Raw genomic sequence first — 24,306 nt, 5'->3', positions numbered from 1 at the left:
CACACTCCCCCAGGAGCAAGCCACACCTCTTCCTTAGCGCCCCCTCACCCAAATCCCCCAGATTTCGCATAAAATTCCCCATAATAGCTTGACTTCCCCCCCTTTTTTGAATATAATTAAGAGCAGTGTCTTTTTTGTGTATTATATAGGTATATATTTTTTCACAAAGACGGCAGGCGAAAGTGATAATAATTGTAATACTTTATAATAAGTATATCAATCAAAGGGAGGTGTATCTGCAATGAAAATGACATTTCAGCCAAAGAAAAGACAGAGAGCAAAAGTTCATGGCTTTAGAGCAAGAATGAGCACACCAGGCGGAAGAAAAGTTTTAGCTGCCAGAAGAGCAAAAGGAAGAAAACAGTTATCAGCTTAGGCCGCATCTATGTGGCCTTTTCTTCTATTTATAAAAGAAAAAGGCAAAGGGAATTCAATGAAATTTTCCGAATCTTTGAAAAAAAATAAGGACTTTCAAATTGTTTATAAAAGCGGAAGATCTTATGCTAATAAGTATCTTGTGATGTATGTGAAGGAAAATGGGCTGGATAAAAACAGGCTCGGTATTTCCGTTAGTAAAAAAGTGGGGAACAGTGTTGTCAGGCATCATCTGACAAGGTTGATCCGAGAAAGTTATCGGCTTTTAGAAGAACATTTCCAAAGTGGACTTGATATAGTCGTAATAGCCAGAGTAAGTGCAAAAGAGAAGTGTTACCATGAGATTGAGAGTGCACTTATCCACTTGGGAAAGCTTCATGAAATATATAAAGGGAAGTGACGCAGATGAAGCATATTTTTATATGGCTTATCAGATTTTATCAGAAGTATCTGTCCGGATTGAAGACGCAGTATCACTGTATATACACGCCGACCTGTTCACAGTACGGCATTGAAGCAATTCAAAAATACGGTGCTGTAAAGGGAGGGGCCCTCACAATCTGGAGAATTCTGCGCTGCAATCCATTTGCAAAAGGCGGATATGATCCGGTACCTTAAGGAGGATAAGAGATGTATGGAACTTTAGCTGCAGGTTATGCAGACTGGCCAATTATTCATCAGATTTCTTGGCTGCTTGGAAAATTGATGAATGGAATCTACAATGTGTTAGATGGTGTATTTGGGATACAGAATATCGGTATCTGTATCATCCTATTTACAATCGTCATATATACATTGATGATTCCGCTTACGATCAAACAGCAGAAATGGTCTAAAATGTCTTCGGTTATGAATCCTGAAATTCAGAAGGTTCAGAAAAAGTATGCAAACAAAAAAGACCAGGCTTCCATGCTTAAGCAGCAGGAAGAGATGCAGACTATATATGAGAAGTACGGTACTTCACCTACAGGCGGATGTCTTCCGATGCTGATCCAGATGCCGGTTCTCTTTGCTCTGTATCCGGTTATTCAGAATATACCGAATTATGTTAAGGGTGTTAAAGATGTTTATATGCCGGTTGTAAACCAGATCATGGCAACGGATGGTTTCCAGAAGATCATGGAAAAGATCGGGGAAGCAAAACCTGTACTTATGAGCGCCAAATCTTACGATTATTCACAGGCAGATACACTTGTGAATGCGCTGTATAAATTCCAGGACAGCACATGGAATACTCTGGTGGACAAGATTCCTTCTCTGAAGGATATTGTAGAATCCACCACACAGACAGTAGGACATCTGAACAGTTTTATCGGCATTAACATCGGCGAAGCGCCTTTTACAATGTTAATGGCGGCAATCAAAGATTTTTCGATTTTGGGTATTATATTAGCAGTTATTATCCCGATTATGGCCGGTCTTACACAGTTTATCAGTGTAAAACTGCAGCCGCAGCCACAGGTTGAACCAGGCAATACCATGGCAAACTCCATGAAGACAATGACATACACAATGCCGCTGTTTTCCGTATTCATGGGATTCACACTTCCCGCAGGTCTTGGTCTTTACTGGGCAATCAGTGCAGTTGTAAGATGTGTACAGCAGCTGGCAATCAACAAATATCTTGGCAAAAAGTCAACGGATGAACTGATTGCGGAGAATCAGAAAAAGGCTGCAAAGAAACGTGAGAAAAAGGGAACATCTGCAAAAGAAATCAACAGAATGGCAACAACGAGCACCAGAAATGTAGAAGATAAGAAAAAATCAAAGATATCTGAAGCTGAGCGCGAAGAACGCCTGAAAAATGCAGCACAGTATACAAAAAGTGCGAAGCCGGGCAGTCTTGCTTCTAAGGCCAATATGGTAAGCAAGTATAACAGTGGTCACAGCATAACAGATAAAAAGGATGAAGGTAAGTAGGAGAGTCGGTGTAGAAAGGTAGGGATACAGCATGAACGGTAGTATCAGAGTATCAGCAAAAACATTAGATGATGCGATTACAGAAGCATTGATCCAGTTAGGTGTTACCAGCGACAGGCTTGAATATGAGGTGATTGAAAAAGGAAGCGCCGGATTTCTTGGAATAGGTATGAAACAGGCTGTAATCGAGGCAAGAAGAAAACCGGAGCCTGTAGTGGAAGAACCAAAGGCAGAAGTAAAAGAAGAGAAACCTGAGGTAAAGAAAGATCCGGCAAGAGAGTTCAAGAAAAAAGAACACTATAAAAAAGAAGTAAAGCAAGAAGCTAAGAATGAGTTTAAGCGTGAATTCAAAAGTGAAGTTAAGAATGAAGTAAAAAAAGATACTGCTAAGACAGAAGCACAGCCTGCAATCAGACATGAAGCAGAGCTTGCAGAAGTAAAAGAGGAAACCAAAAATGCAGTTGAAGCCTTCCTGCGTGATACATTAAATGCAATGGGAATGACCGTAGAGCTGATCTCTGATGTGGATGCCGATGGTGCGCTGGGCGTAGAGATGAAGGGGGAGAATATGGGACTCCTTATTGGAAAGCGCGGACAGACACTGGATGCCCTGCAGTATCTTGCTAACCGGGTTGCCAATAAGCATCAGGACGGTTATGTGCGTGTGAAGCTTGATACAGAGAATTACCGTGCAAGAAGAGAAGAGACACTGAAGAATCTTGCAAAGAACATTGCCTATAAGGTAAAACGTTCTAAGAGACCAGTTTCTCTGGAACCGATGAATCCTTACGAGAGAAGGATCATACACGCGGCGCTTCAGTCTGACCCTTATGTAACAACACATAGTGAAGGGGAAGAGCCGTACAGAAAAGTAGTTGTTACCTTAAAAAGATAAATGAAATTGAAGCGAAAGAGGACGTTTCCGCTTCACGGATGCTTTCGTGAAGTCGTGAGACGTCTTTTTTAGAAATTTAATTTTATAGGATGGGGTTATTATATTTTAAAAGTTTTAGGATAATATGAGGGACTTTCCGGTTATCCATTTGCCGGAAAATCTCTCAAATGTCATGGGGAGGCTTAGAATGAAAAAAGATACGATTGCCGCGATTTCTACGGGAATGACGAATTCAGGCATTGGGATTGTACGTATCAGCGGTCCGGAAGCATTTGAGGTCATAGACAGGATATATAAAGGGAAGGACAGGCTTTTGGAAGCGGAAAGCCATACCATCCACTATGGATATGTAAAAGATAAACAAGAGACGGTAGATGAAGTACTGGTCATGCTGATGCGTGCCCCTCGTACATTTACCGGTGAGGATACAGTAGAAATCAATTGCCACGGCGGAAATTATGTGGTAAAAAGAGTATTGGAAACGGTCGTTAGAAATGGAGCCAGGCCGGCGGAACCAGGGGAGTTTACAAAGCGAGCATTTTTAAACGGCAAGATGGATTTGTCTCAGGCAGAGGCTGTCATAGATGTAATTACATCTAAAAATGAATATGCTCTGAAAAGTTCTATAAGTCAATTAAAAGGAAGTGTTAAAAATAAAATAGAGGACATAAGAAATAAAATAATATACCAAACGGCGTTTATAGAAACCGCTCTGGATGATCCGGAGCACATAGATATTGATGGTTATGGTGAGAAATTAAAATATGTCATTGATGATATTTTAGTGGACATCAGAAAACTGATTGATTCTTCAGACAGCGGCCGCATCATGAAAGAGGGAATACAGACCGTTATTGCAGGCAAGCCCAATGCGGGCAAATCATCCCTTCTGAACGTCCTGTCCGGCCGGGAAAGAGCCATTGTAACAGATATTGAGGGAACTACCAGGGATGCCCTGGAAGAGCAAATTCAGATGGGCGGGCTGACCCTGAATATGGTAGACACAGCCGGAATCAGGGAGACGGATGACATCATAGAAAAAATGGGTGTGGATAAGGCCAGAGATTATGTGGAAAATGCGGATTTAATTATCTATGTGGCTGACGCATCAAGACCACTGGATAAGAATGACGAAGACATTATTCAGTTGACTGCAGGAAAAAGATGTATCATATTATTAAATAAATCGGATCTGGAGACAGTTGTAACGAAGGAAATCCTGCAAAATACAATAGAAACAGTACTTGAAAAAATAAAAAATGCAGGAAATTATTCAAAAAACATTCCTATGATTGACATTTCAGCAAAGGAAGAACAAGGCATCCAGGAATTTGAAGAAATACTAAAAACGATGTTCCTGAAGGGAGAAGTATCCTTTAATGACCAGGTATTTATAACGAACATAAGGCAGAAGGCTGCCCTGCAGGCTGCCTGTGAAAGTTTGAATAAAGTAATAGAGAGTATTGAGAACCAGATGCCGGAGGACTTTTTCTCTATAGATCTGATGGATGCATATGAATCACTGGGCAGCATAACCGGAGAAACGATAGGAGAAGATTTAGTAAATGAAATATTCAGCAAATTCTGTATGGGAAAATAAAGACGAATATGATATCGCAGTTGTCGGAGCGGGGCATGCGGGATGCGAAGCGGCGCTGGCTGCGGCAAGGCTGGGATTTAAGACAGTTATATTTACGGTAAGTGTGGACAGTATTGCACTGATGCCGTGCAATCCGAATATAGGAGGCAGTTCCAAAGGGCATCTTGTAAGGGAAGTGGATGCACTTGGCGGTGAGATGGGGAAGGTGATTGACCAGACATTTATCCAGTCCAAGATGCTTAACAAGTCAAAAGGGCCGGCTGTTCATTCGCTGCGGGCTCAGGCGGATAAGGCTAATTACAGCAGGACCATGCGCCAGGTGATTCAAAGTCAGAAGAATCTGGATATACGCCAGATGGAAGTTACAGACATTCTGGCGGAAGAAGGCAGAGTGACCGGAGTCCAGACTTACTCAGGGGCGATATACCGCTGCAGAGCAGTTGTACTTTGTACGGGAACTTACCTGAAGGCAAGATGTATTTACGGAGATATAAGTACGTATACAGGGCCAAACGGGCTGCAGGCCGCAAATCATCTGACTGACAGCCTGAAAGACCTGGGAATTAAGATGTATAGATTTAAGACAGGAACACCTGCCAGAATTGATAAAAATTCTGTAGATTTCAGTAAGATGGAAGAGCAGAAGGGGGATGAGAGAGTCGTACCTTTTTCGTTTACTACGGATCCTGAGAAGGTACAGATTGAACAGGCATCCTGCTGGCTTACCTACACAAATGAAAAGACACATGAAATTATCAGGGCAAACCTGGACCGTTCGCCGTTGTACTCCGGTATGATTGAGGGAACAGGGCCCAGATATTGCCCGTCCATTGAGGATAAAGTTGTAAAATTTGCGGATAAAAACAGGCATCAGGTGTTCATAGAACCCGAAGGGATCGAGACAAATGAAATGTATGTCGGAGGCATGTCCAGTTCCCTGCCGGAAGATGTTCAATATGCCATGTACCGCAGCGTGCCCGGATTGGAACATGTTAAGATTGTCAGAAATGCTTATGCAATTGAATATGATTGTATTGATGCAAGACAGCTGAAAAGCACGCTGGAGTTTAAAAATGTGGAGGGCCTTTTCAGCGGAGGACAGTTTAACGGAAGTTCAGGTTATGAAGAAGCGGCGGCCCAGGGACTGGTAGCCGGAATCAATGCGGCAAGAAAACTGCAGGGAAAAGAGGGAATCGTCATCGACCGTTCACAGGGATATATAGGGGTTCTCATAGATGATCTCGTGACAAAAGAGAGCCGCGAGCCTTATCGTATGATGACATCAAGAGCGGAATACCGTCTGCTGCTGAGGCAGGACAATGCCGATCTGCGCCTGACAAAGATTGGTTACGAAGTCGGCCTGGTAGGCGAGGAGCGGTATCAAAGCCTTGTGGAAAAAGAAAAAATGATAGAAGAGGAAATCAAAAGGGTTGAACATACGAATATAGGAACATCGGATGATGTACAAAGTCTTCTGAAGTCTTACGGGAGCACGCCGCTCACATCAGGAACAACACTGGCAGAGCTGATCCGCCGCCCGGAGCTGTCGTACGAATCATTGGCTTCCATAGACAGACAGAGAAAAGAACTTCCATTTGATGTAGTTGAACAGGTAAATATTAATATTAAATATGACGGGTATATCCGCCGCCAGCAGAGGCAGGTGGAACAATTCAAAAAGCTGGAAAGCAAAATCATCCCGGATGATCTGGATTATAATGAAGTCAAGAGTCTGCGGATCGAAGCAAAACAGAAACTAACTGAAATGCGTCCGTCATCCATAGGGCAGGCCTCCAGAATATCAGGAGTATCACCAGCAGATATTTCCGTGCTTTTAGTCTATCTTGAAAGCAGATAAGAAGTATCTGAGAGTTACTGTGCACGCCCGTAGGGGGGGAACAGTAACATCTGAGAATGAATGATAATATAAAGATATTTCATTCTCAGGTACAAATTTGAAAGTAAGCGATGGTTTACAAAGTAGTATAGTCATTTACCGGGAGAAAATGTATGGAAAATAAATTTGAAAGTCAGCTGTTAGACTTGAATATCGAGTTAAGTGAAAAACAAAAACAGAAGTTCCAGAGATATTATGAATTACTGACTGAGTGGAACAAAGTCATGAATTTGACAGGGATTACCGAGTATGACGAAGTTAATGAGAAACATTTTGTTGACAGCCTCTCTATAGTAAAAGCTATTGATATAGATAACATTAAAACAGTAATAGATATAGGAACCGGAGCAGGTTTTCCAGGTCTTCCTTTAAAAATAGTTTATCCACATCTGCATGTAGTTTTATTGGATTCTTTAAACAAAAGGGTAAAGTTTCTTAACACAGTAATAGAGGAACTGAAACTGGAAGATATAGAGACGCTCCATGGCAGAGCAGAAGACTACGCAAGACAGACGGATTATAGGGAGAAGTTTGATTTGTGTGTATCAAGAGCGGTGGCAAACTTATCAACATTGAGTGAGTACTGTATACCATATATACGGGTGGGGGGTATATTTATATCCTATAAATCCGGTAATATAGAGGAGGAATTGCAGGCATCTCAAAAAGCAGTAAAAATGCTGGGAGGAAAAACAGAAGAAACAGTAAAATTCCAGCTTCCGGGAACAGAAATAGGGAGATCGTTCGTAACGATAAAAAAAATAGAGGCGACCAAGAAAAAATATCCCCGAAAAGCAGGTCTGCCCTCAAAAGAGCCGATTTTGTAGCGGGGAGGTTTTTGGGATGGTAGGGGGACGCCCTTTGTGAGCCGGCAGGGGGAGGATCAAGGATGTGGAAGGGGATTGCGGTGTGGGGAAGGATGGACGCACTGGAGGGAGGTATACCGGTGTTTTCTGATACCGGCCGTTTAGCCTAGTTTCCGTAAGGATAAAATAGAAAAATCTGATGGAACCAGCGACATGCAGCCTCAAATCTGATGATTTGAGGCCTTAGTCGCTTCAAACTTTGCTTGGTAAAGCAAAGTTTGTCCATCAGATTTTTCTATTTTATCCTTACGGAAACACGGCACACTTAGAGGCATCAGAAAACACCGGTATACCTTCCTCCAGTGCGTCCATCCTTTCCCACACCGCAATCCCCTTCCACATCCTCGATCCTCCCCCTGACGCCTCACAAAGGGCTATGCGCTACCTCCGGGAAAAACATGCTGCGAAAATCGGTGTTAGTGTGGATAAGTATAAAAATTTTGGAAGGAGAAGGGAATAATTAATTTTTAAATTTAAGATTATAAGTAAGCCAATAGCTGATTTCTTTCACAACCAAACGGATACCATCTGATTGGATGAACCAAGTTTCTGAGGAGGGGAATAGGGGCTGGTTGGATGCGTCTTTTGTGGGATTACTGGCGCTTTATCAAAAAAGACTCTGACATGCGGACTTTCACCAGGACCACAAGTCCTGGTGAAAAGCGGACCCGCAGCGAGTATGCATCGGCATACTCGTGAGTGTCCGCGGTGTTCGTCATGTCAGAGTCTTTTTTGATATAGCGCCAGTTATCCCACAATTCCGTATCCAACCAGCCCCTATTCCCCTCCTCAGAAACGTCCCCCTTCACCCAACTCAGATATCCCCCTCGATATCAAATAGGATGCGGATTTGGTCTATGAATTCTTTTGGAGATTCCATCTGCGGCAAGTGTTTTGTTTTGTCTATTCCGATAATCTCTATAGATGGCAGTTGGTTCTGATATTGATTTGCTGTGAGCCCGTTTTCAGGGTTGGCATTTCCTACTATGATGAATATGCTGTTGGTAAGGCCTTTGAGGCAGTGCATTACGTTTGCATTTGTAAAACGGGATTTCATGCTTGCGTATAAATATTTTGAGCGGGTATTGGATTTGTGCGAAGACTCGAAACAGGTCATGATACTTCTTTCTTCGATTTTATTTTGATCGTAGTAATATTGTGACCGGAAACTGTCTTCAATGGTTCTTTTGTTAATGAGCATATTGTAAGCAAATGTTCCTATGATCGGTGCACTTATAAAGTGGCGCAGTAATTTCGTGCGTTTTGTTGGTATCTTTGCCAGTGTAACCAGGTTTTGCGGATTGACCAGCATGACTTTGTCTATGACTGTGTTGTCATTTGCACATGCCATTAAAACAAAGGTTCCGGATTCACCGGTTGCTATTACATCTGTCTTACTGCAAATAATGTGCTTGATAAAGTCTGTGACCAATTGTACGTATAAATAATTGGTATATGTAAGATTTGGCTTGTCCGAGCGGCCGCATCCCAGCAGATCAATGGTGTAGACTGTGTTAGTCTGAGATAAAGTTTCAATAATTTTATTCCATTCATAGGATGAACTAATAACGTTCATGTCATGAATTAATAAAATTGGAGAACCGCTTCCTTGTTTAGTGTAGAATATACGGCCGAATCTCCAATCATAATATTTTTCATCATTATGGTATAATAAGTTATCTATTGTGGAAATGTAATAAACCAGTCTATTGACAACATGCATCATCCCGGCAGCGGTGCCTCCAAGAAGAGCGCATGTTGTGAGTTTTTTCTTCCAACTCACCATGTTTCACCTCTTTCTGAATTTCTACTTATCATTATACTACACTGGAGGGGGCATGTAAATTTATTTGGGTAAATTTATGGAATTATATTGGAGGACGCCAGAATGGAACGGTGTGCCAGCTGCATCGCTGGGAACTTACGTGTCCATTTCTGGAGCGGTCCGTTTGCCAAGACTTACTAGATGAAAAGTACATCGGATTGGAAGGCACCGGCGGCATTCACCACGCAATTTTGATGAATTGCGCGGCTCAGGCCGCCTTAAAATCTGCTTTGGTGAGCAGATTTTATCCTTCCAATCCGATGTACTTTTCATCAAGTAAGTCTATGGCGCACTCTATGCTTCCAGAAATGAACACGTAAGTTTCCAGCGATGCAGCTGGCGCACCGTTCAATTCTGGCTGGTTCATCAAATCGGTAGATAAATTTAGTTGTGTGAGTTTTACGGGGGAGGCGGATGGTGATAGGTTAGATAGTATGGATATAAGACGGTTCAAAAAAAGATTGGTTTATAAATGAAAGGGGAGTAGTTTTTAGATGGATTGTAAGACTAAAAAATGTGAGGGTATTAGATAATGTTTAATACTTTATTGAAATAGATAATTAGTTTACGCGATTTAAATGTAAATTTTGAGTTTGGGTATTTACACTGGTTAGATGTTTCACGTGAAACATTTATGCTGTTATCTACTATTTTGTTTTAAACTACAGCTTTGATGGGGATTCGTTTATAGGACATGAATTAGGGGATTCCTTTAAGTTGTACTTTATATTGGGACTTGGCTGTAAATGCGTACATAGGAATGGAAGTTACAGGATACCCCTTGGTTATACCTTGTTTTTTGTTATACCACAGAATTACTTAAAAGGTACGAATTGTGGTATGACTCTTTGAATATAACTTTATTTTATTATTTTACTTCAGCGACGTCTGTTAGGAAAAAAACATAGAATGCCCTTTAATTGTAAATTGATTTTATCTATGTGACAGGTTTTTATAAATGTATAAGTTATGGGAAATATTTGGTACAGTTTTTTTGTTTTATTGACATTGATAACATAGAATTTTTATTTTTATTAAAAATTCTATGTTTCACGTGAAACATTATATAGATATGCAGAGAAAAAAGTGATATAATAGTGAAGTGTTCAATGAAAGGAGTACAAATATGGGAAGAATTATAGCAATTGCAAACCAAAAGGGTGGTGTGGGTAAGACTACAACGGCTATTAATCTATCATCTTCACTTGCTGGACTGGGACAAAAGGTTCTGGCTCTGGATATGGATCCTCAAGGGAATATGACGAGTGGGCTTAGTGTGAATAAAAATGAAGTTGAAAACACTGTATATGATTTGATTATCGGTGGCGCCGGAATTGAGGAATGTATTTGCAGAGAAGTTTTTGATAATCTTGATGTTCTTCCATCTAATATAGACTTGTCAGCAGCGGAAATTGAATTGATTGGTGTTGATAACAAGGAATATATTATTAAAAATGAAATTGAAAAAGTTAAGGATGATTATGATTTTGTGATTATTGATTGTCCGCCTGCATTGAGCATGCTTACCATTAATGCTATGACAACGGCTGATTCTGTACTTGTACCTATTCAGTGTGAATATTATGCACTGGAAGGGTTGAGCCAATTGGTACATACGATTGAACTGGTACAGGAAAGGCTGAATCCATCACTGGAAATAGAAGGTGTTGTATTTACTATGTATGATGCCAGAACTAATCTTTCTTTACAGGTAGTCGAGAATGTGAAAGATAACTTAGATCAGAATATATACAAGACTATAATACCGAGGAATATCCGTTTGGCAGAAGCACCCAGCTACGGGATGCCTATTAATTTATATGATCCAAAGTCTGCAGGAGCAGAGAGTTATATGATGTTAGCAGAAGAAGTGATTAATAAAGGAGAGGAATAAGAATGGCAGTAAAAAGAAATGGACTCGGAAAAGGTTTGGACAGTCTGATTCCCGATAGAAGTGATAAGACCGTAAAAAAGCCTGTAAAGCAAGAAAACGTAACACAGCCAGAAAAGCAGGGAGTAGTAAATGAATCTGGCGAAATGTTGGTGAAAATCAATCAAGTAGAACCAAACAGGGAGCAGCCTCGAAAAGATTTTGATGAAGATGCTCTTCTTGAACTTGCGGACTCTATAAAGCAATTCGGCGTTTTACAGCCTTTGGTTGTACAGAAAAAAAAGGATTATTATGAAATTATTGCAGGTGAGAGAAGATGGCGGGCAGCAAAACTTGCGGGCTTAAAGGAAATACCTGTGATTATAAAAAATTATACTGACCAGGAAATCGTTGAAATATCTTTGATTGAGAATATTCAGAGAGAAAACCTGAATCCTATTGAGGAGGCCATGGCCTATAAACGTCTGCTGGAAGAATTCAGCCTGAAACAGGATGAAGTTGCAGAAAGGGTATCAAAGAGCCGAACAGCGGTAACAAACTCTATGCGTCTTTTAAAACTAAGTGAAAAAGTACAGAGAATGATTGTAGATGACATGATTACTACAGGACATGCCAGGGCTCTGCTTGCTATAGACGATGAAGAACAGCAGTATATACTTGCAAATAAGATATTCGACGAGAAATTAAGTGTCCGGGAGACCGAAAAACTGGTTAAGGCCTTGAAAAATCCTAAAAAAGAGCAAAAAATTGAAAAGGTTGAACACACATTTATCTATGATAATCTGGAAGAAAAGATGAAAAATATCATTGGTACAAAGGTAAATGTGAGTCCAAAAGCAAATGGAAAAGGAAAGATTGAGATCGAGTATTATTCAGAAGATGAACTCGAACGTATATTCGATTTAATTATGTCTATAAGAAACGAATAAGTTGTAATAAATTAAAATACACACTATTGTGCCGCTTATCATAATATGGGGAAATGTCAGCATAATAAACAGTGATGGCAATAGATTGGTAAATTTGGCGGTAAAAGGGGATACATAATTTAATAAGGAGGAAGTGGGTATGGAAAATACTATTTTAAGTAATATTGGACTAGATCCTGTGTATTTGATTATACTTTTGTTTTTAATCCAGGTTCTGTTATTTGTAATGTTAATCAGTGTAAATATGAAGTACAATAGGCTAAAAACCAGTTATTCTTCGTTTATGAAGGGAAAAGATGGAAAGAATCTAGAAGAGAGTATGCTTACAAGATTTTCGGAGCTTGATGAAATTGCAGAAATCGCTAAAAAAAATCAAATAGATATACAGGATATTTATAAAAAAATGAAGCTACATTATCAGAAGATTGGCATTGTAAAATACGATGCTTTCCATGAAATGGGGGGGGATCTAAGTTTTGCGCTTACTATGCTGGATGAAAATGATAATGGATGGATATTAAATGCAATGCACAGCAGGGAAGGCTGTTATACTTATATTAAAGAAGTTGTAAAAGGGCAGAGCTATATTGAGCTGGCAGAGGAAGAATCAGAGTCACTGGAAAGAGCTATATTCCAGGAAGCATATGATTTAAATAAAAGATAGAGAGGAAAAGAGGAGAGATACTATGTTGGATATTAAATTTGTAAGAAATAACCCTGATGCTGTAAAACAAAATATTAAGAATAAATTCCAGGATGAAAAATTGCCTTTGGTAGATGAAGTTTTAGAACTGGATCAAAAAAACCGGGATATTAAGCAGGAAGTGGAGGCATTAAGAGCCGAAAAGAATAAAATTTCAAAAGAGATCGGTGCTCTGATGGCACAGGGAAAGAAAGAGGAAGCATCAGTCCTTAAACAGAAAGTAGCAGAAAATGCAGACAGAATGGAAGCACTCTCTGCAGAAGAAAAAGAAGTAGAAGAAAATATCAGGAAGATCATGATGATTATTCCAAACATAATTGATCCATCCGTACCAATTGGAAAAGACGACAGTGAGAATGTAGAGGTTGAGAGATACGGAGAGCCATTTGTGCCAGACTTCGAAATACCTTACCATACAGAAATTATGGAACGTTTTAACGGCATAGACCTGGACAGCGCAAGGCGTGTTGCCGGGAATGGATTTTATTATCTGATGGGAGACATAGCACGTCTTCATTCTTCCGTGATTTCCTATGCAAGAGACTTTATGATCGACAGGGGATTCACCTACTGTGTGCCTCCTTTTATGATTCGCAGCAATGTCGTGACAGGCGTTATGAGCTTTGCAGAGATGGATGCCATGATGTACAAGATCGAGGGCGAAGACCTCTATCTGATTGGGACAAGTGAGCACTCCATGATCGGAAAATTCATCGACACACAGCTGCAGGAAGCAGAGCTTCCGCAGACACTGACAAGTTACTCCCCATGTTTCAGAAAAGAAAAAGGGGCGCACGGAATTGAAGAGCGCGGTGTATATCGTATACATCAATTTGAAAAACAGGAAATGATTGTTGTATGCAAACCGGAAGACAGTATGGAATGGTATGATAAGCTATGGCAGAATACGGTAGATTTATTCCGATCTCTGGATGTGCCGGTGCGTACTCTGGAGTGCTGTTCAGGAGACCTTGCTGACTTGAAAGTGAAATCCGTGGATGTAGAAGCATGGTCCCCGCGGCAGAAAAAATATTTTGAAGTAGGAAGCTGCTCTAATTTGGGCGATGCACAGGCCAGAAGGCTGGGAATACGTGTAAAAGGTGATAAGACAAAATACTTTGCACATACACTGAATAATACGGTAGCAGCTCCGCCAAGAATGCTGATTGCATTTCTGGAAAATAACCTCCAGGCAGACGGCTCCGTAAAAATACCGGAGGCGCTCCGCCCATATATGGGAGGGAATGCAGTGATAACTCCGAAAAATTAACGGATTCATGAATATATATTAGAAAATAGTATTAAGATAATATAGTACTATAATTTGGAGAATATTATGCATCAATATCTGAAAGCAATTGGATTTAACAACCTGAAGACAAAGAAAGATATAAAAGAACTGTTGAATCAGGTAGAAACTACTTTTACACATCAGACAATCGTATCTTATCAGAATTGGGCAGATTACTGTGAATTTCAGAAGGAATACGGACAAAATGTGGGGATAACTTTGTGCGGTGAACTGGATGAATTTGAAAATTTCGATGCAGATTATTATTTTCCATATTTTGAGGGGAGCGGTGTAACCACATACGCTGATGTTATTGTAGAAAAAAGAATCGAGAAAGAAGAGTATGTGGGAATATGTGAGGATCCGAAAGTCGGTATCAGCCTTATCTTCCATCTGCAGAATGGAATCGAGTATATGAGGGAGCGCCAGTTTGGCATTGCAACCGAGCTGGCAGTCTCAGTTACTTTTTCAGGGCTGGCACTTTCAGGAAAGATTCTATTTCCGGTAAGAAAGAGTGAAGATCAGCTGAAAAATGAAAAAGAGGCATCGGATAACAGAAAGCTTCTGCTTAATGCAGCTAGAAGCGGCGACCAGACGGCAATAGAAACCCTTACTCTGGATGATATCGATACATATTCCAAAGTATCCCGCAGGCTGATAAATGAAGATATATTTACGATAGTAGATACATACTTTATGCCATACGGTGTGGAATGTGATTTGTACTCTATTATGGGGGAGATACTTGCAGTTAGAAAGAGAGAGAACACGCTGACTAAAGAACCTTTGTATCAGATGAAGCTGGATGTAAATGAGATGCAGTTTGATGTATGCGTACCCGTAAATGAGGTTATGGGAGAACCCGAAATCGGCAGGAGGTTTAAGGGTACAATCTGGCTGCAGGGATATATCAATTTCTAAGTATGCGGCCGATATTACCCCGGATGAAGGTTAGAAAAAATATAAAAATATTTGGGAAATAAGTTGAGTATTTTTAAAATTTATGTTATATTATAAATTGTGTTTTGACACTTATTTTATATTGTGGATAAATTCATAACAGAATTGCAAAGTAGTAGTATATGTATTTCCATATGCCTATTGGGGAAAATATGATATAATGCTACTAATTAGTAAAGGACAATAACTTGAATTAAATATAGATTATGGAATGTTTCTGTAGCTCAGCAGGATAGAGCGTCCGCCTCCTAAGCGGAAGGCCAGCGGTTCGAATCCGCTCAGGAACGCCAACAACCCCGCCGAAAGCCCTGTAAAAACAAGGTTTTCGGCGTTCCTTATTTTATAAGAAAAATTGAACTTATCATAATGTGCGATTAGCAGGAGCGCCTTTTGCTAATCAATCCTTCCCAAAACGGTTGCCGAGATGCTTCAGAAACTGTTTGAGAAAAATCGAAAACCTCAAGGAGCCGTTCGGAGAGAAATCTACAGACTACAATCTGGAATTTACTTCTTCCTGCGGCAGACCGATAGAAGGGCAGAATATCAATTGGGTGCTAAAAAACTGATTGATAATTATTTACCGCTTGTTGTGTTTCACAGTTTCCGCCATTCCAGTATCACTTATAAGCTGAAATTAAATGGTGGAGACATGAAGTCTGTACAGGAGAAGTAGAAAAGATTGCCCCTCTTCTTTATGGATTTGTGTGGTGAAAAGTCTGCTGCATGGTATAATGGATTTGTTGAGAAAAGCGTTTAAGGTCACAGGCTGTTACCTTAAAGCAGATTATACATAGAACTTGAAATGCCAATTTGGCATTTCAAGTTTAGGAGGATATAATGGCAACACAAGAGAAAAAAGAAGTTTTGTCACAAAATGAGGTAGAAGTACCTATGGTAGAAATTGGGCAGCCTGGTATTGAAAAATTGATATATGTAATTTATTTCAAGCATGAGAGAAAGTGGATATGGTGGACGAAGAACTTTACCTTATGTCTTTACCGAACAGGGAATATCCATGCTTGCCAGTGTACTTCATAGTGAAGTTGCCGTAAATGTAAGTATCGGTATTATGAGGGCTTTTGTAGAGATGCGTCGTTTTATTGCTAACAATGCCTTGCTCTTTGAGCGTATCAGCAATGTAGAGTTAAAGCAGTTGGAATACCAGAAGCAGACCGATGAAAAATTAGAGCAGATATTTGAGTACATATCCGAACATGAAGAAGCCAGTCAAAGTTCTTGACAGGGAAACCGCTTACCATGTGGGAGCATCCTTAAAGGATGCAGGCAAAAAATGTTTTGGTATTAACCTCATTCAAGATGCGGGGATTATCAAAGATATATTGCAGCGGTTAGAACTGGAAACGGAAGAATGATGATGAATCAAATAATATTGACTTAGGTACAACTCCTTTCTGGTGGATGTGGTCGCTATACTTACGGACAGCATTGGCCCGAAACAATATATCAAAAAAATGAGAAGTCGTGATCTAGAGCTTAACAGCAACTGGGGTACAATTTGTACTCCAGTTGAAATGATTGCAGTAGACGGAAAAAAAGAAAAATACAAGCGGCTACTATAAAAGGAGTATTAAGACTTATTCAGTCATCCTGTCTGTTTATTGCTGTTAACCGAGGAAGACAGCCTGTCTTTTATACGGGAAGAGTAAATAAGGTACGGTTCCAGAAGAAGATACGTGGGGGCTAAGAAATTTATCTTTTAGGGAGGAAAGCCGGTTATGGGGATATTTCAGAAAAAAAGTCCTTTTGAAAAAGAATGGGACAAACTGGAGCGGAAAGAATCAGTTTTTTTAAAAGGACGTCAGGAAAAGAAAGATACTCTTCTGAATCAAAAACTGGCGGAGAAAGTTCCAGAAAAATTGCAGCACACTCTGGATATAGCTTTTGCCAAAGCATTTATGCTGATTTTTGAAAAAGGAACGGCAGCGATTGAAAAGACATATAAAAAAGAGGATTTAGAAAAGGCCTACAAAGTCAATCAATATGCGGATGAAGTACGGCAGAACCGCAGTTCCCTGCGTGCTTTTTCCAGAAAAGCGGACTTTGTGGGGGCGAAGAATTTAGTGATCTCCGGGGTTTCCGGGATAGGACTTGGAGCTTTGGGAATCGGCCTGCCTGACATTCCTCTCTTTACGGGCCTGATATTAAAGAACATTTACGAGACTGCAATCAGTTACGGTTACGATTATGACTCTGAAGAGGAACGATATTTTATACTGCTGCTGATTCAGGGAGCCGTTTCTTATGGTGAGATGATGCACGAACTGGACTGCAGGGTGAATGCATATATTGAAAAAGAGCAGCTGCCGGAAGATTACAGCAGGGAAATGGAAATTGAAGAGACTGCAGGATTATTATCAAAAGAACTACTGTATATGAAGTTTCTGCAGGGAATCCCAATTGTGGGAGTTGTAGGCGGCGCCTATGATGTAGTCTACATGAAGCGGGTATCTTCTTATGCCAACTTGAAATATTGGAGGCGGTTTCTGACCCGAAAAAATAAAATTGAGGGTAAATAAAAAGAAAATTGTTTATGACAGACGAGAGAAAAGAATATGTTACGATTCACGGCCTTTGAGCCGTGCAAAGTAGCAAGAATATGGCAGAGCTGACCGGAAAAGGATGGAAATGCTTGGCGCTGGGGATGTGATCATGTATAATTTTCACAGGAGGAAACAATATGTCAGCGCAGACTTATGGATATATCCGGGTATCGTCTAAAGATCAGAATGAGCAGCGCCAGGTAATTGCTATGAATGAGTTTGGTATCCCGGATTCAAAAATCTATATGGATAAACAATCGGGCAAGGATTTTAACCGCCCTCAATATAAACGTCTTATTCGTAAACTTAGGACGGGAGATACTCTTGTTGTCAAGAGCATAGACAGACTCGGAAGGAATTATGATGAGATACTTGAGCAATGGCGGATTATCACAAAAAAGATGCATGTAGGAATCGTGGTAATGGATATGCCTCTACTGGATACCAGGCACGAAAATGACCTGACAGGGACGCTTATTTCAGATATAGTTCTGCAGCTATTGAGTTATGTGGCACAGACAGAGCGGGAAAATATAAGAAAACGGCAGAGGGAAGGAATTGCAGCGGCTAAAGCCCGGGGCGTACATATGGGAAGGCCGCAGATTAAGATTCCGGAAGAATTTTATAGTTTGAAAGAGCGTTATATACATGGGGAGATAACCTGTCGTCAGGCTGCGGGAAATTTAGGGGTATCTGCCACAACATTCCTCAGATGGACGAAAAACAGTGGTTAACTATAAATATAAATCAATAAATAACATATGCATCAAATAGTGATACTTCCTTGCTTATTAGTAAAAAGTATAGTATGATTTATTAAAAAAATGCGTTGTAAAAAAAGGTACACCTTTAGTTACAACATTAATTTGGAAAAAACACCCAATTAAAAAAAGGCCGTCCGTTGGGATAGCCTAAAAAGTGTGTTTTTTTATAAGTAACTAAAGGTGTACCTTTCGTAACTTGTATGTAAACAGATAAAGTCGTGAGGGGGGATATGTGTGCAAATTGATCATTCAGGAATTATAAAAGGTGCTGAACATGCGGCGGGTTACGCAGAAGATCTAAGAATTGTTGCGATTGATAATGATCCCATATCGCTCAAACAGATCGGAGACTTAATAACGCAGATGGATGGAGTAAAGTATCAAAGAGGGTTTCTGGATGTTTTGGATGGGATTGCCTACATAAAAGAGCAGAGAGTGGATTTAGTCTTTATAGCAATATCGATGTACAGTGACCAGGGGATTATAGTGGCGCGTCAGCTAGAAGAAATGAATCCGCCGCCCGCCATTGCTTTTGTAACGTGGAGGCGTGATTATTCCTATGACGCATGGAGAACGAATGCGGTGGACTATATTCTGAAGCCAGTCAAAATAGAGGATTTGGTGCGTACGGTCGGGAGGGCAAGATATTATAAACTGTTTAAAGAGATAGAAGAAAGAAAAAATGTCTCCAAAAAACAGATTGTAATGAAATGCTTCCCATCCTTTGATGTTTTTGTAGACGGAGAGATTGTGGAATTCACTTATGCGAAAGTAAAAGAGTTATTAGCATTTCTTGTGTACCAACAGGGAAACTGGTGTACTATAGACCAGATTGTATTTTCTGTATTAGAAAAACAGACAGAAAAAAGCGGGAAACAATATTATCGGACACTTATGCACAGGTTGAAGAATGTGCTTGAGAGATATGGGATACAATTCATACTTGAAACAGGATACGGCAGGGCCAGGATTAAATCTCTACATTTTACCTGTGAATATTATGAATACCTGAAAGGAAAAAGAGATTTATTCCAGGGGACTTTTATGGGAACTTATTTATGGGCAGAGGATGCCAATGCTTTTATGACGAGAGAAAGCAACCGGGTAGTTGAGTAAATGCAAGCTGATATAATTAGCCAGATTTGCTGAAAAATTCTGGTGTGATTCGAAAAGAATTTGGCGGGATGAAAAAAAATTGTTTTTTATGAAATATCTATAACTTAGAGTAACGGTTGAGTAACGGTGCCTATTGTATAATATGAAAGAGGGAGTCGTTATTCATTTTTAAATAGTTTTAATTTACGGTATCCTTCATAGGGATACCGTTTTTTTTACCTTAAAAGGATCTGAAAATTGAGGGGTTGGGGAGTTCAAGTGGGCTTGCCCACTTTGTTATTTTAGTAAATCTATAAAGAGAGGACTTACATAATTATGGAACGGCAAAAGAAAAAAAGAGGACTGGTTGGTACTATTATAGGCATTATATTATGCATTATTTTAATTCCGATTATTATCATCAATATAATTTTAATTGTTAACACATATATTCACCCGGAAAATATACCGGGAGTGTTTGGAATGCGTCCGGTAATTGTACTTTCTGGTTCGATGGAACCGGAATTCATGTCCGGAGATTTAATATTTATTCAGAATGCTGATAAAGACCAGCTCAAAGAGGGAGATGTCATATGCTATCTCGAGGGAGGTACTGCAGTGACTCACCGGATCGCAGACGTTACCGAAGATAACGGCAATATTCGCTATACTACCCGGGGCGATGCCAATAATACAGACGACCAGAAGCAGGTAGAGCAAAGCCAGGTGCAGGGCATTTATAAAGGCAAAAAGATAGCGGGGGCCGGTGATTTTGTTATGTTCATGCAGTCTACAACGGGCATGATCATATTTATCGTGTGCCCGATCTTTCTTCTGATTGTGGGAGATATCCTGTATAGAAGAAAAGGAGATAAGCAGGAACAGGAGAAGAGAAGGCAGCTGGAGGAAGAACTTGAAGCACTGCGCAAGGCGAATCAGGAAAGATAAAAAAGAATCAATAAAAGGGATGTATTACACCTGGGAGCTGGGCACAGGAGTTTTGTCAGGTGTTTACATATAGCTGAGCAACTCAGCAAAACGCTGCAGGCAATGAAGGGAATCATTGCAGCAGTCAGACAGGGGACGCAGGAGACTGCGCGGGATTCCCTAATAAATAAGAGAAAAGGAGGAACAAGGATGAAGAAAAAATTTAACTTTGGGCGCCTGGGCGCTTTGGCTCTGGCGCTCACGCTTATTACCACATGTCTTACGGGCGGGACGTTGGCTAAGTATACTAGTAGTGTTGAAGGTGAAGGGACTGCTACTGTAGCAAAATGGGCTTTTAAAGCAGGAGATGCAGTAAACGGAACTACAATCACGGACTTTCATTTGACTGATACTACGACTGGTGGTGGAGTTACAGATGGCAAAATAGCACCAGGAACAGAGGGAAAACTTCCAATTTTTGTAGATTTAACAGGAACCGAGGTAGCAACAAAAGTAACGATTTCTGTTAAAGTTGATGACGTTTCAAATCTGCCGGAACAGTTAACATTTACAGATAGCGATGGTAAAAAGGTTATTATGCCAACCCAAGATAATACAGAGAAGGAAATATTTACTAAAGAATTAAAAGCATCAGAAGCTGCTGCATTTAAAAAAGAACTATCAATTAACTGGGAATGGCTTTTTGATAATAGTAAAGACACAGAGGATACAAATTTAGGAGCAACCCCTCCAACCTCTGCTAATATTACTGTGAAAGTAACTGGTGAACAGTTGAATGAAGACCCAACCGTGCCCCCAACCCCATAAAAATATCCCCTACCACCTGTGCCAGTGGATATTTAAACCGAGGGCTTCCAGCCCTCGGCAAAGGGAATTTTAACACCGTTAATGTTCCCTTTGCCGTAGGCTGGAAAGTGTTTCTACAATTTACAAAGCAAACATTTCGTCTATACCGGAAAGGAGCGTCTGAACATGAGTGATTTATACACACAATTAAATACCAGTACTCCGGATCCGGAAGAAAAGAAAGGCCGCAAATGGCGGATTCTTTTATTTTTACTTTTCATTTTCATGATTATAACAACCGGTTTTGCAGGATACATTTTGGGCAAGGGAAGCCGTTTCTCAGATAATATGACAGGAAAAGCAATTGATACCATCCATGTTACCCAGCCGGGAGCTAAGATCCATCTGGGGGGCAAGATATTCTACAGCGACGGTTCTCCCTATGCGAAAGGAACGGTTCAGATTCATAGTGAGCCAAGGAAGACGATAACGGATGATTTTGGTGCGTTTGTGTTTGAGAATACAGAGGGCGGCTCCCATACGCTTAGTATTATTGACAGTAAAGGGAATGTACTTGCCGAGAGAGAAGTCAATATCAGTAAGGAGGAGATTGAGGAGGGGGCAAGGATAAGCCTTCTTAAGGATGACACATATCAGGTGGAGGTTGCCGTTGATATTAAGTATCTCGAGATACAGGTCATGATTCTGAAAGAAGACGGCAGGCTATATATCAACCCGGATAAAGTGACTTATCTGACAGAGGATGGAATTGTAGTATCCCCGACGGGAAAGGCAGATATCAGATCTGGCGTGGTAGTAACTCCGGTGGGGAATGTGATTACAACAGACGGAACGATTATCTGCGGAAGCGGGGATAAGGCAAACCATAAGGTCATAATACCATCCGGCAGTCTGACGAATATGGAGGATGGAACCATCCAGGCTCCGGACGGAACACAGGTGCGGCCGGACGGGACTGTGATTCATAATGACACTGTGATATATACAGGAGGTACCTCTATGACCCCGGATGGAAACAAACAGGAGCCGGGGGAGGGCGGATATCAAATTTTAAGCGATGCTAATAAAGTATTGCAGGTACCTATAGGGAAAGATACTGAGAAACTGATAGGCGCCAATAAGGAGCCGCCATCCCGAGAGAATCAGGGGACAAATGTCAACAATCAAGGCGGAAATAATTCCGTTGGCAGTACCATAGGGGCGAACCCTCCATCGAATGATACGGCAGGTTCAGGCACAACAGGCTCTGATACACCGGGAACCGGTACGCCGGAACCAAATATGCCGGGTAACGACGATCCGGGAACGTACACCCCGGACCCGGATATCCCAGATCCAGATGTTCCGGGGCCAGATGTCCCAGGCCCGGATGTTCCGGGGCCAGATACTCCGAAACCGGATGAGCCGGACAATGGAGTAAAATTTGCCGGGGGAACAAGCGAGCAGCTGATGACTGCGTGGGAACAAGCAACGGAGATTGATCTATTCTATAACCGGACGGCGGGGCAGGATGATGTGACGCTGCTTTCACCAGGAGCGGAAGGGTACTATCTGTTCCGTATAAATAACGACAATCATTTTTCTGTTTCCATTGACCTTGCTGTCAGCGAGAAGGATCTGCATCTGCCTTTGGAATTTGCAATTGCAGATTCCAGGGGGAATCTTCTCACATCCTGGCAGGCGGCAGCAGGCAAGGAAGAAGTCTATACAGATAAGATAACCCTGAAAAAGAGGGGAGAGGAGATTTACCAGATTAAATGGCGGTGGCCCTATCATACAAGCGATGAACAGGATGCGGCAGATACCATGATCGGAGAGCTTAAGAACCATTCCTACACAGTGAACCTGCACATTAGGGCAGTACAGCAATGAATCGTGCAGTAAAAACGGTAAAGGGGATCATTTTGATCCTGTGGGGGCTTGTATTGGTAGTAATAATGTATTGGGCGGCTATACAGCATGTATCAGGAGAACAGACGCCGCAAATACTTGGATTCCGGCTGGCAGCAGCAGGTTCGGGCAGCATGGAGCCGGTATTTTCCTCCGGTGATCTGAACATTTACCGGAAAGCTCCCTCATATCAGGTTGGAGATATCGTATTATTCCAGCAGGATGGGAGCCTGATTACTCATCGGATTATAGAGAAAAAGGATGGACAATTCCAAACCCGCGGAGATGCGAATAATACTGCGGATCAGGAAATGGTGCCGTATGAGAATGTTTTGGGAAAGTTAATCCTGGTTCTCCCGCACCTGGGGAATGTGGTGCTGTTTTTGAAAACGCCCCCCGGAATGCTGCTTATGACAGCAGGCATACTTGTAATCATATGGGTGCCTCATCTGAGGAATAAGAAAGATGAATAATACAGTTTATACAATACCGAGGATTGATACCCGCATAGAGAGGAGGAGCAGATGGATCGTAATCAGAATAAACGCCGGGCAGCCAGTTATCTGCTCTGTTTTACGATGGCTTGTACGCTTGTACTTGGAATCACTTATGCCCGTTACCGATCTTCTGTAACGGGTACAGGGACAGCAAGCGTCGCCAGGGTTGCACTGGACAGTAAGGCCGATCTGAGCAGCATATTACAAAGGATGACGCCAGGAGACAGCCGTAATATAGACATATCTGTTTCTAATGTAAAGGATGGCAGAACCAGTGAAGTTACGCAGGATTATTCCATCATCATTAATACAACGGGAAATTTGCCGCTTGTATATGAGCTGGCCCAAAAGAATTCCACTGGAGCGGGGACGTATGTAACAACCAGTACCATTCCAAAAAGTGACGGAAACTCAAGAGCCTGGAGCGGTGGACAGATGCCCCATAGCGAAAATACAGTACATGAATATACATTAACTGTTAAGTGGCCAACAAATTCAACCGATGCCAGTTATGCCGATGAGATCGATAAGGTGACTCTGACAGTTGATTCAAAACAGACACAAAATAAATAGATTTCAGAATAAGGAGGCG

General features: G+C 41.1%; 24 protein-coding genes, 1 tRNA gene and 1 pseudogene. 25 read left to right on the top strand and 1 reads right to left on the bottom strand.

Annotated features, from left to right (window positions below; all coding sequences use genetic code 11):
* Nucleotides 1–241 precede the first annotated feature (241 nt).
* The 8 genes from rpmH (at nt 242) to rsmG (ending at nt 7,514) form a co-directional block, all read left to right on the top strand.
* Nucleotides 242–376, top strand: coding sequence for a 50S ribosomal protein L34 (gene rpmH, locus BN1938_RS03230; protein ID WP_025653883.1), 135 nt, complete (start codon nt 242–244; stop codon nt 374–376).
* 57 nt (nt 377–433) lie between these two features.
* Entirely contained in the window at nt 434–775 is a 342-nt protein-coding gene (rnpA, locus tag BN1938_RS03225; protein ID WP_050639243.1) for a ribonuclease P protein component, read from the top strand.
* A gap of 5 nt (nt 776–780) precedes the next feature.
* Nucleotides 781–993, top strand: a complete 213-nt coding sequence (gene yidD, locus BN1938_RS03220; protein ID WP_050639214.1) for a membrane protein insertion efficiency factor YidD — start codon at nt 781–783, stop codon at nt 991–993.
* A gap of 12 nt (nt 994–1,005) precedes the next feature.
* Complete coding sequence (locus BN1938_RS03215; RefSeq protein ID WP_050639213.1) at nt 1,006–2,295, top strand: YidC/Oxa1 family membrane protein insertase; 1,290 nt, start codon at nt 1,006–1,008, stop codon at nt 2,293–2,295.
* A 31-nt stretch (nt 2,296–2,326) separates the two neighbouring features.
* Entirely contained in the window at nt 2,327–3,190 is an 864-nt protein-coding gene (gene jag, locus BN1938_RS03210; RefSeq protein WP_050639212.1) for an RNA-binding cell elongation regulator Jag/EloR, read from the top strand.
* Between the two features lie 187 nt (nt 3,191–3,377).
* Nucleotides 3,378–4,790: a tRNA uridine-5-carboxymethylaminomethyl(34) synthesis GTPase MnmE gene (gene mnmE / locus BN1938_RS03205; RefSeq protein ID WP_050639211.1), complete on the top strand. Its 1,413-nt coding sequence runs from the start codon at nt 3,378–3,380 to the stop codon at nt 4,788–4,790.
* Nucleotides 4,756–6,648 carry a tRNA uridine-5-carboxymethylaminomethyl(34) synthesis enzyme MnmG gene (mnmG, locus tag BN1938_RS03200; RefSeq protein WP_050639210.1) on the top strand — a complete coding sequence of 631 codons (1,893 nt, stop codon included), beginning with the start codon at nt 4,756–4,758 and terminating at the stop codon, nt 6,646–6,648. The genes mnmE and mnmG overlap by 35 nt, the downstream gene beginning before the upstream one ends.
* A 152-nt stretch (nt 6,649–6,800) precedes the next feature.
* Nucleotides 6,801–7,514 (top strand): 16S rRNA (guanine(527)-N(7))-methyltransferase RsmG, encoded by a 714-nt coding sequence (rsmG, locus tag BN1938_RS03195; protein ID WP_050639209.1) that lies wholly within the window; start codon nt 6,801–6,803, stop codon nt 7,512–7,514.
* A gap of 853 nt (nt 7,515–8,367) precedes the next feature.
* On the opposite strand, the gene BN1938_RS03185 is transcribed toward rsmG, so the two are convergent.
* The gene (locus BN1938_RS03185; protein ID WP_330581537.1) at nt 8,368–9,339 is read right to left on the bottom strand and encodes an alpha/beta fold hydrolase; all 972 of its coding nucleotides are present in this window, start codon (nt 9,337–9,339) and stop codon (nt 8,368–8,370) included.
* A gap of 1,165 nt (nt 9,340–10,504) precedes the next feature.
* On the opposite strand from BN1938_RS03185, the gene BN1938_RS03180 reads away from it, so the two are divergent.
* The 17 genes and pseudogenes from BN1938_RS03180 (at nt 10,505) to BN1938_RS03100 (ending at nt 24,287) form a co-directional block, all read left to right on the top strand.
* On the top strand, nt 10,505–11,272 hold the full coding sequence (locus BN1938_RS03180; protein ID WP_050639207.1) for a ParA family protein: 768 nt from the start codon (nt 10,505–10,507) through the stop codon (nt 11,270–11,272).
* A 2-nt stretch (nt 11,273–11,274) separates the two neighbouring features.
* Nucleotides 11,275–12,198 (top strand): ParB/RepB/Spo0J family partition protein, encoded by a 924-nt coding sequence (locus BN1938_RS03175; RefSeq protein WP_050639206.1) that lies wholly within the window; start codon nt 11,275–11,277, stop codon nt 12,196–12,198.
* A 139-nt stretch (nt 12,199–12,337) separates the two neighbouring features.
* The gene (locus BN1938_RS03170) at nt 12,338–12,862 is read left to right on the top strand and encodes a DUF4446 family protein (RefSeq protein ID WP_050639205.1); all 525 of its coding nucleotides are present in this window, start codon (nt 12,338–12,340) and stop codon (nt 12,860–12,862) included.
* A gap of 22 nt (nt 12,863–12,884) precedes the next feature.
* The gene (gene serS, locus BN1938_RS03165; protein WP_050639204.1) at nt 12,885–14,171 is read left to right on the top strand and encodes a serine--tRNA ligase; all 1,287 of its coding nucleotides are present in this window, start codon (nt 12,885–12,887) and stop codon (nt 14,169–14,171) included.
* Nucleotides 14,172–14,237: 66 nt separating this feature from the next.
* Nucleotides 14,238–15,113 carry a DUF3881 family protein gene (locus BN1938_RS03160; RefSeq protein ID WP_050639203.1) on the top strand — a complete coding sequence of 292 codons (876 nt, stop codon included), beginning with the start codon at nt 14,238–14,240 and terminating at the stop codon, nt 15,111–15,113.
* A gap of 252 nt (nt 15,114–15,365) precedes the next feature.
* Nucleotides 15,366–15,442: transfer RNA gene (locus tag BN1938_RS03155), tRNA-Arg, on the top strand.
* Nucleotides 15,443–15,555: 113 nt separating this feature from the next.
* A pseudogene (locus tag BN1938_RS23830) lies at nt 15,556–15,816 on the top strand (site-specific integrase); the annotation flags it as partial.
* 173 nt (nt 15,817–15,989) lie between these two features.
* Nucleotides 15,990–16,190, top strand: a complete 201-nt coding sequence (locus tag BN1938_RS23615; RefSeq protein WP_050639201.1) for a hypothetical protein — start codon at nt 15,990–15,992, stop codon at nt 16,188–16,190.
* Entirely contained in the window at nt 16,168–16,392 is a 225-nt protein-coding gene (locus tag BN1938_RS24150; protein WP_050639200.1) for a hypothetical protein, read from the top strand. The genes BN1938_RS23615 and BN1938_RS24150 overlap by 23 nt, the downstream gene beginning before the upstream one ends.
* 496 nt (nt 16,393–16,888) lie before the next feature.
* The gene (locus tag BN1938_RS03135; protein ID WP_050639199.1) at nt 16,889–17,689 is read left to right on the top strand and encodes an EcsC family protein; all 801 of its coding nucleotides are present in this window, start codon (nt 16,889–16,891) and stop codon (nt 17,687–17,689) included.
* A 161-nt stretch (nt 17,690–17,850) separates the two neighbouring features.
* Nucleotides 17,851–18,447: a recombinase family protein gene (locus BN1938_RS03130; RefSeq protein WP_050639198.1), complete on the top strand. Its 597-nt coding sequence runs from the start codon at nt 17,851–17,853 to the stop codon at nt 18,445–18,447.
* Between the two features lie 264 nt (nt 18,448–18,711).
* Nucleotides 18,712–19,593: a response regulator gene (locus tag BN1938_RS03125; protein ID WP_050639197.1), complete on the top strand. Its 882-nt coding sequence runs from the start codon at nt 18,712–18,714 to the stop codon at nt 19,591–19,593.
* Between the two features lie 315 nt (nt 19,594–19,908).
* Nucleotides 19,909–20,520, top strand: coding sequence for a signal peptidase I (locus BN1938_RS03120; protein ID WP_050639196.1), 612 nt, complete (start codon nt 19,909–19,911; stop codon nt 20,518–20,520).
* Nucleotides 20,521–20,709: 189 nt separating this feature from the next.
* A complete protein-coding gene (locus tag BN1938_RS03115) occupies nt 20,710–21,327 on the top strand; it encodes a hypothetical protein (RefSeq protein WP_050639195.1) in 618 nt (205 codons plus the stop codon).
* Between the two features lie 165 nt (nt 21,328–21,492).
* Nucleotides 21,493–23,199, top strand: coding sequence for a hypothetical protein (locus BN1938_RS03110; protein WP_050639194.1), 1,707 nt, complete (start codon nt 21,493–21,495; stop codon nt 23,197–23,199).
* Nucleotides 23,196–23,690, top strand: a complete 495-nt coding sequence (locus BN1938_RS03105) for a signal peptidase I (RefSeq protein WP_050639193.1) — start codon at nt 23,196–23,198, stop codon at nt 23,688–23,690. The genes BN1938_RS03110 and BN1938_RS03105 overlap by 4 nt, the downstream gene beginning before the upstream one ends.
* A gap of 51 nt (nt 23,691–23,741) precedes the next feature.
* Entirely contained in the window at nt 23,742–24,287 is a 546-nt protein-coding gene (locus tag BN1938_RS03100) for a hypothetical protein (RefSeq protein ID WP_050639192.1), read from the top strand.
* Nucleotides 24,288–24,306 lie beyond the last annotated feature (19 nt).

The sequence above is a fragment of the Eubacterium sp. SB2 genome (genome assembly GCF_001244405.1).
Classification (GTDB): domain Bacteria; phylum Bacillota; class Clostridia; order Lachnospirales; family Lachnospiraceae; genus Faecalicatena; species Faecalicatena contortus_B.
This window is presented reverse-complemented; position numbering and strand designations above follow the sequence as displayed.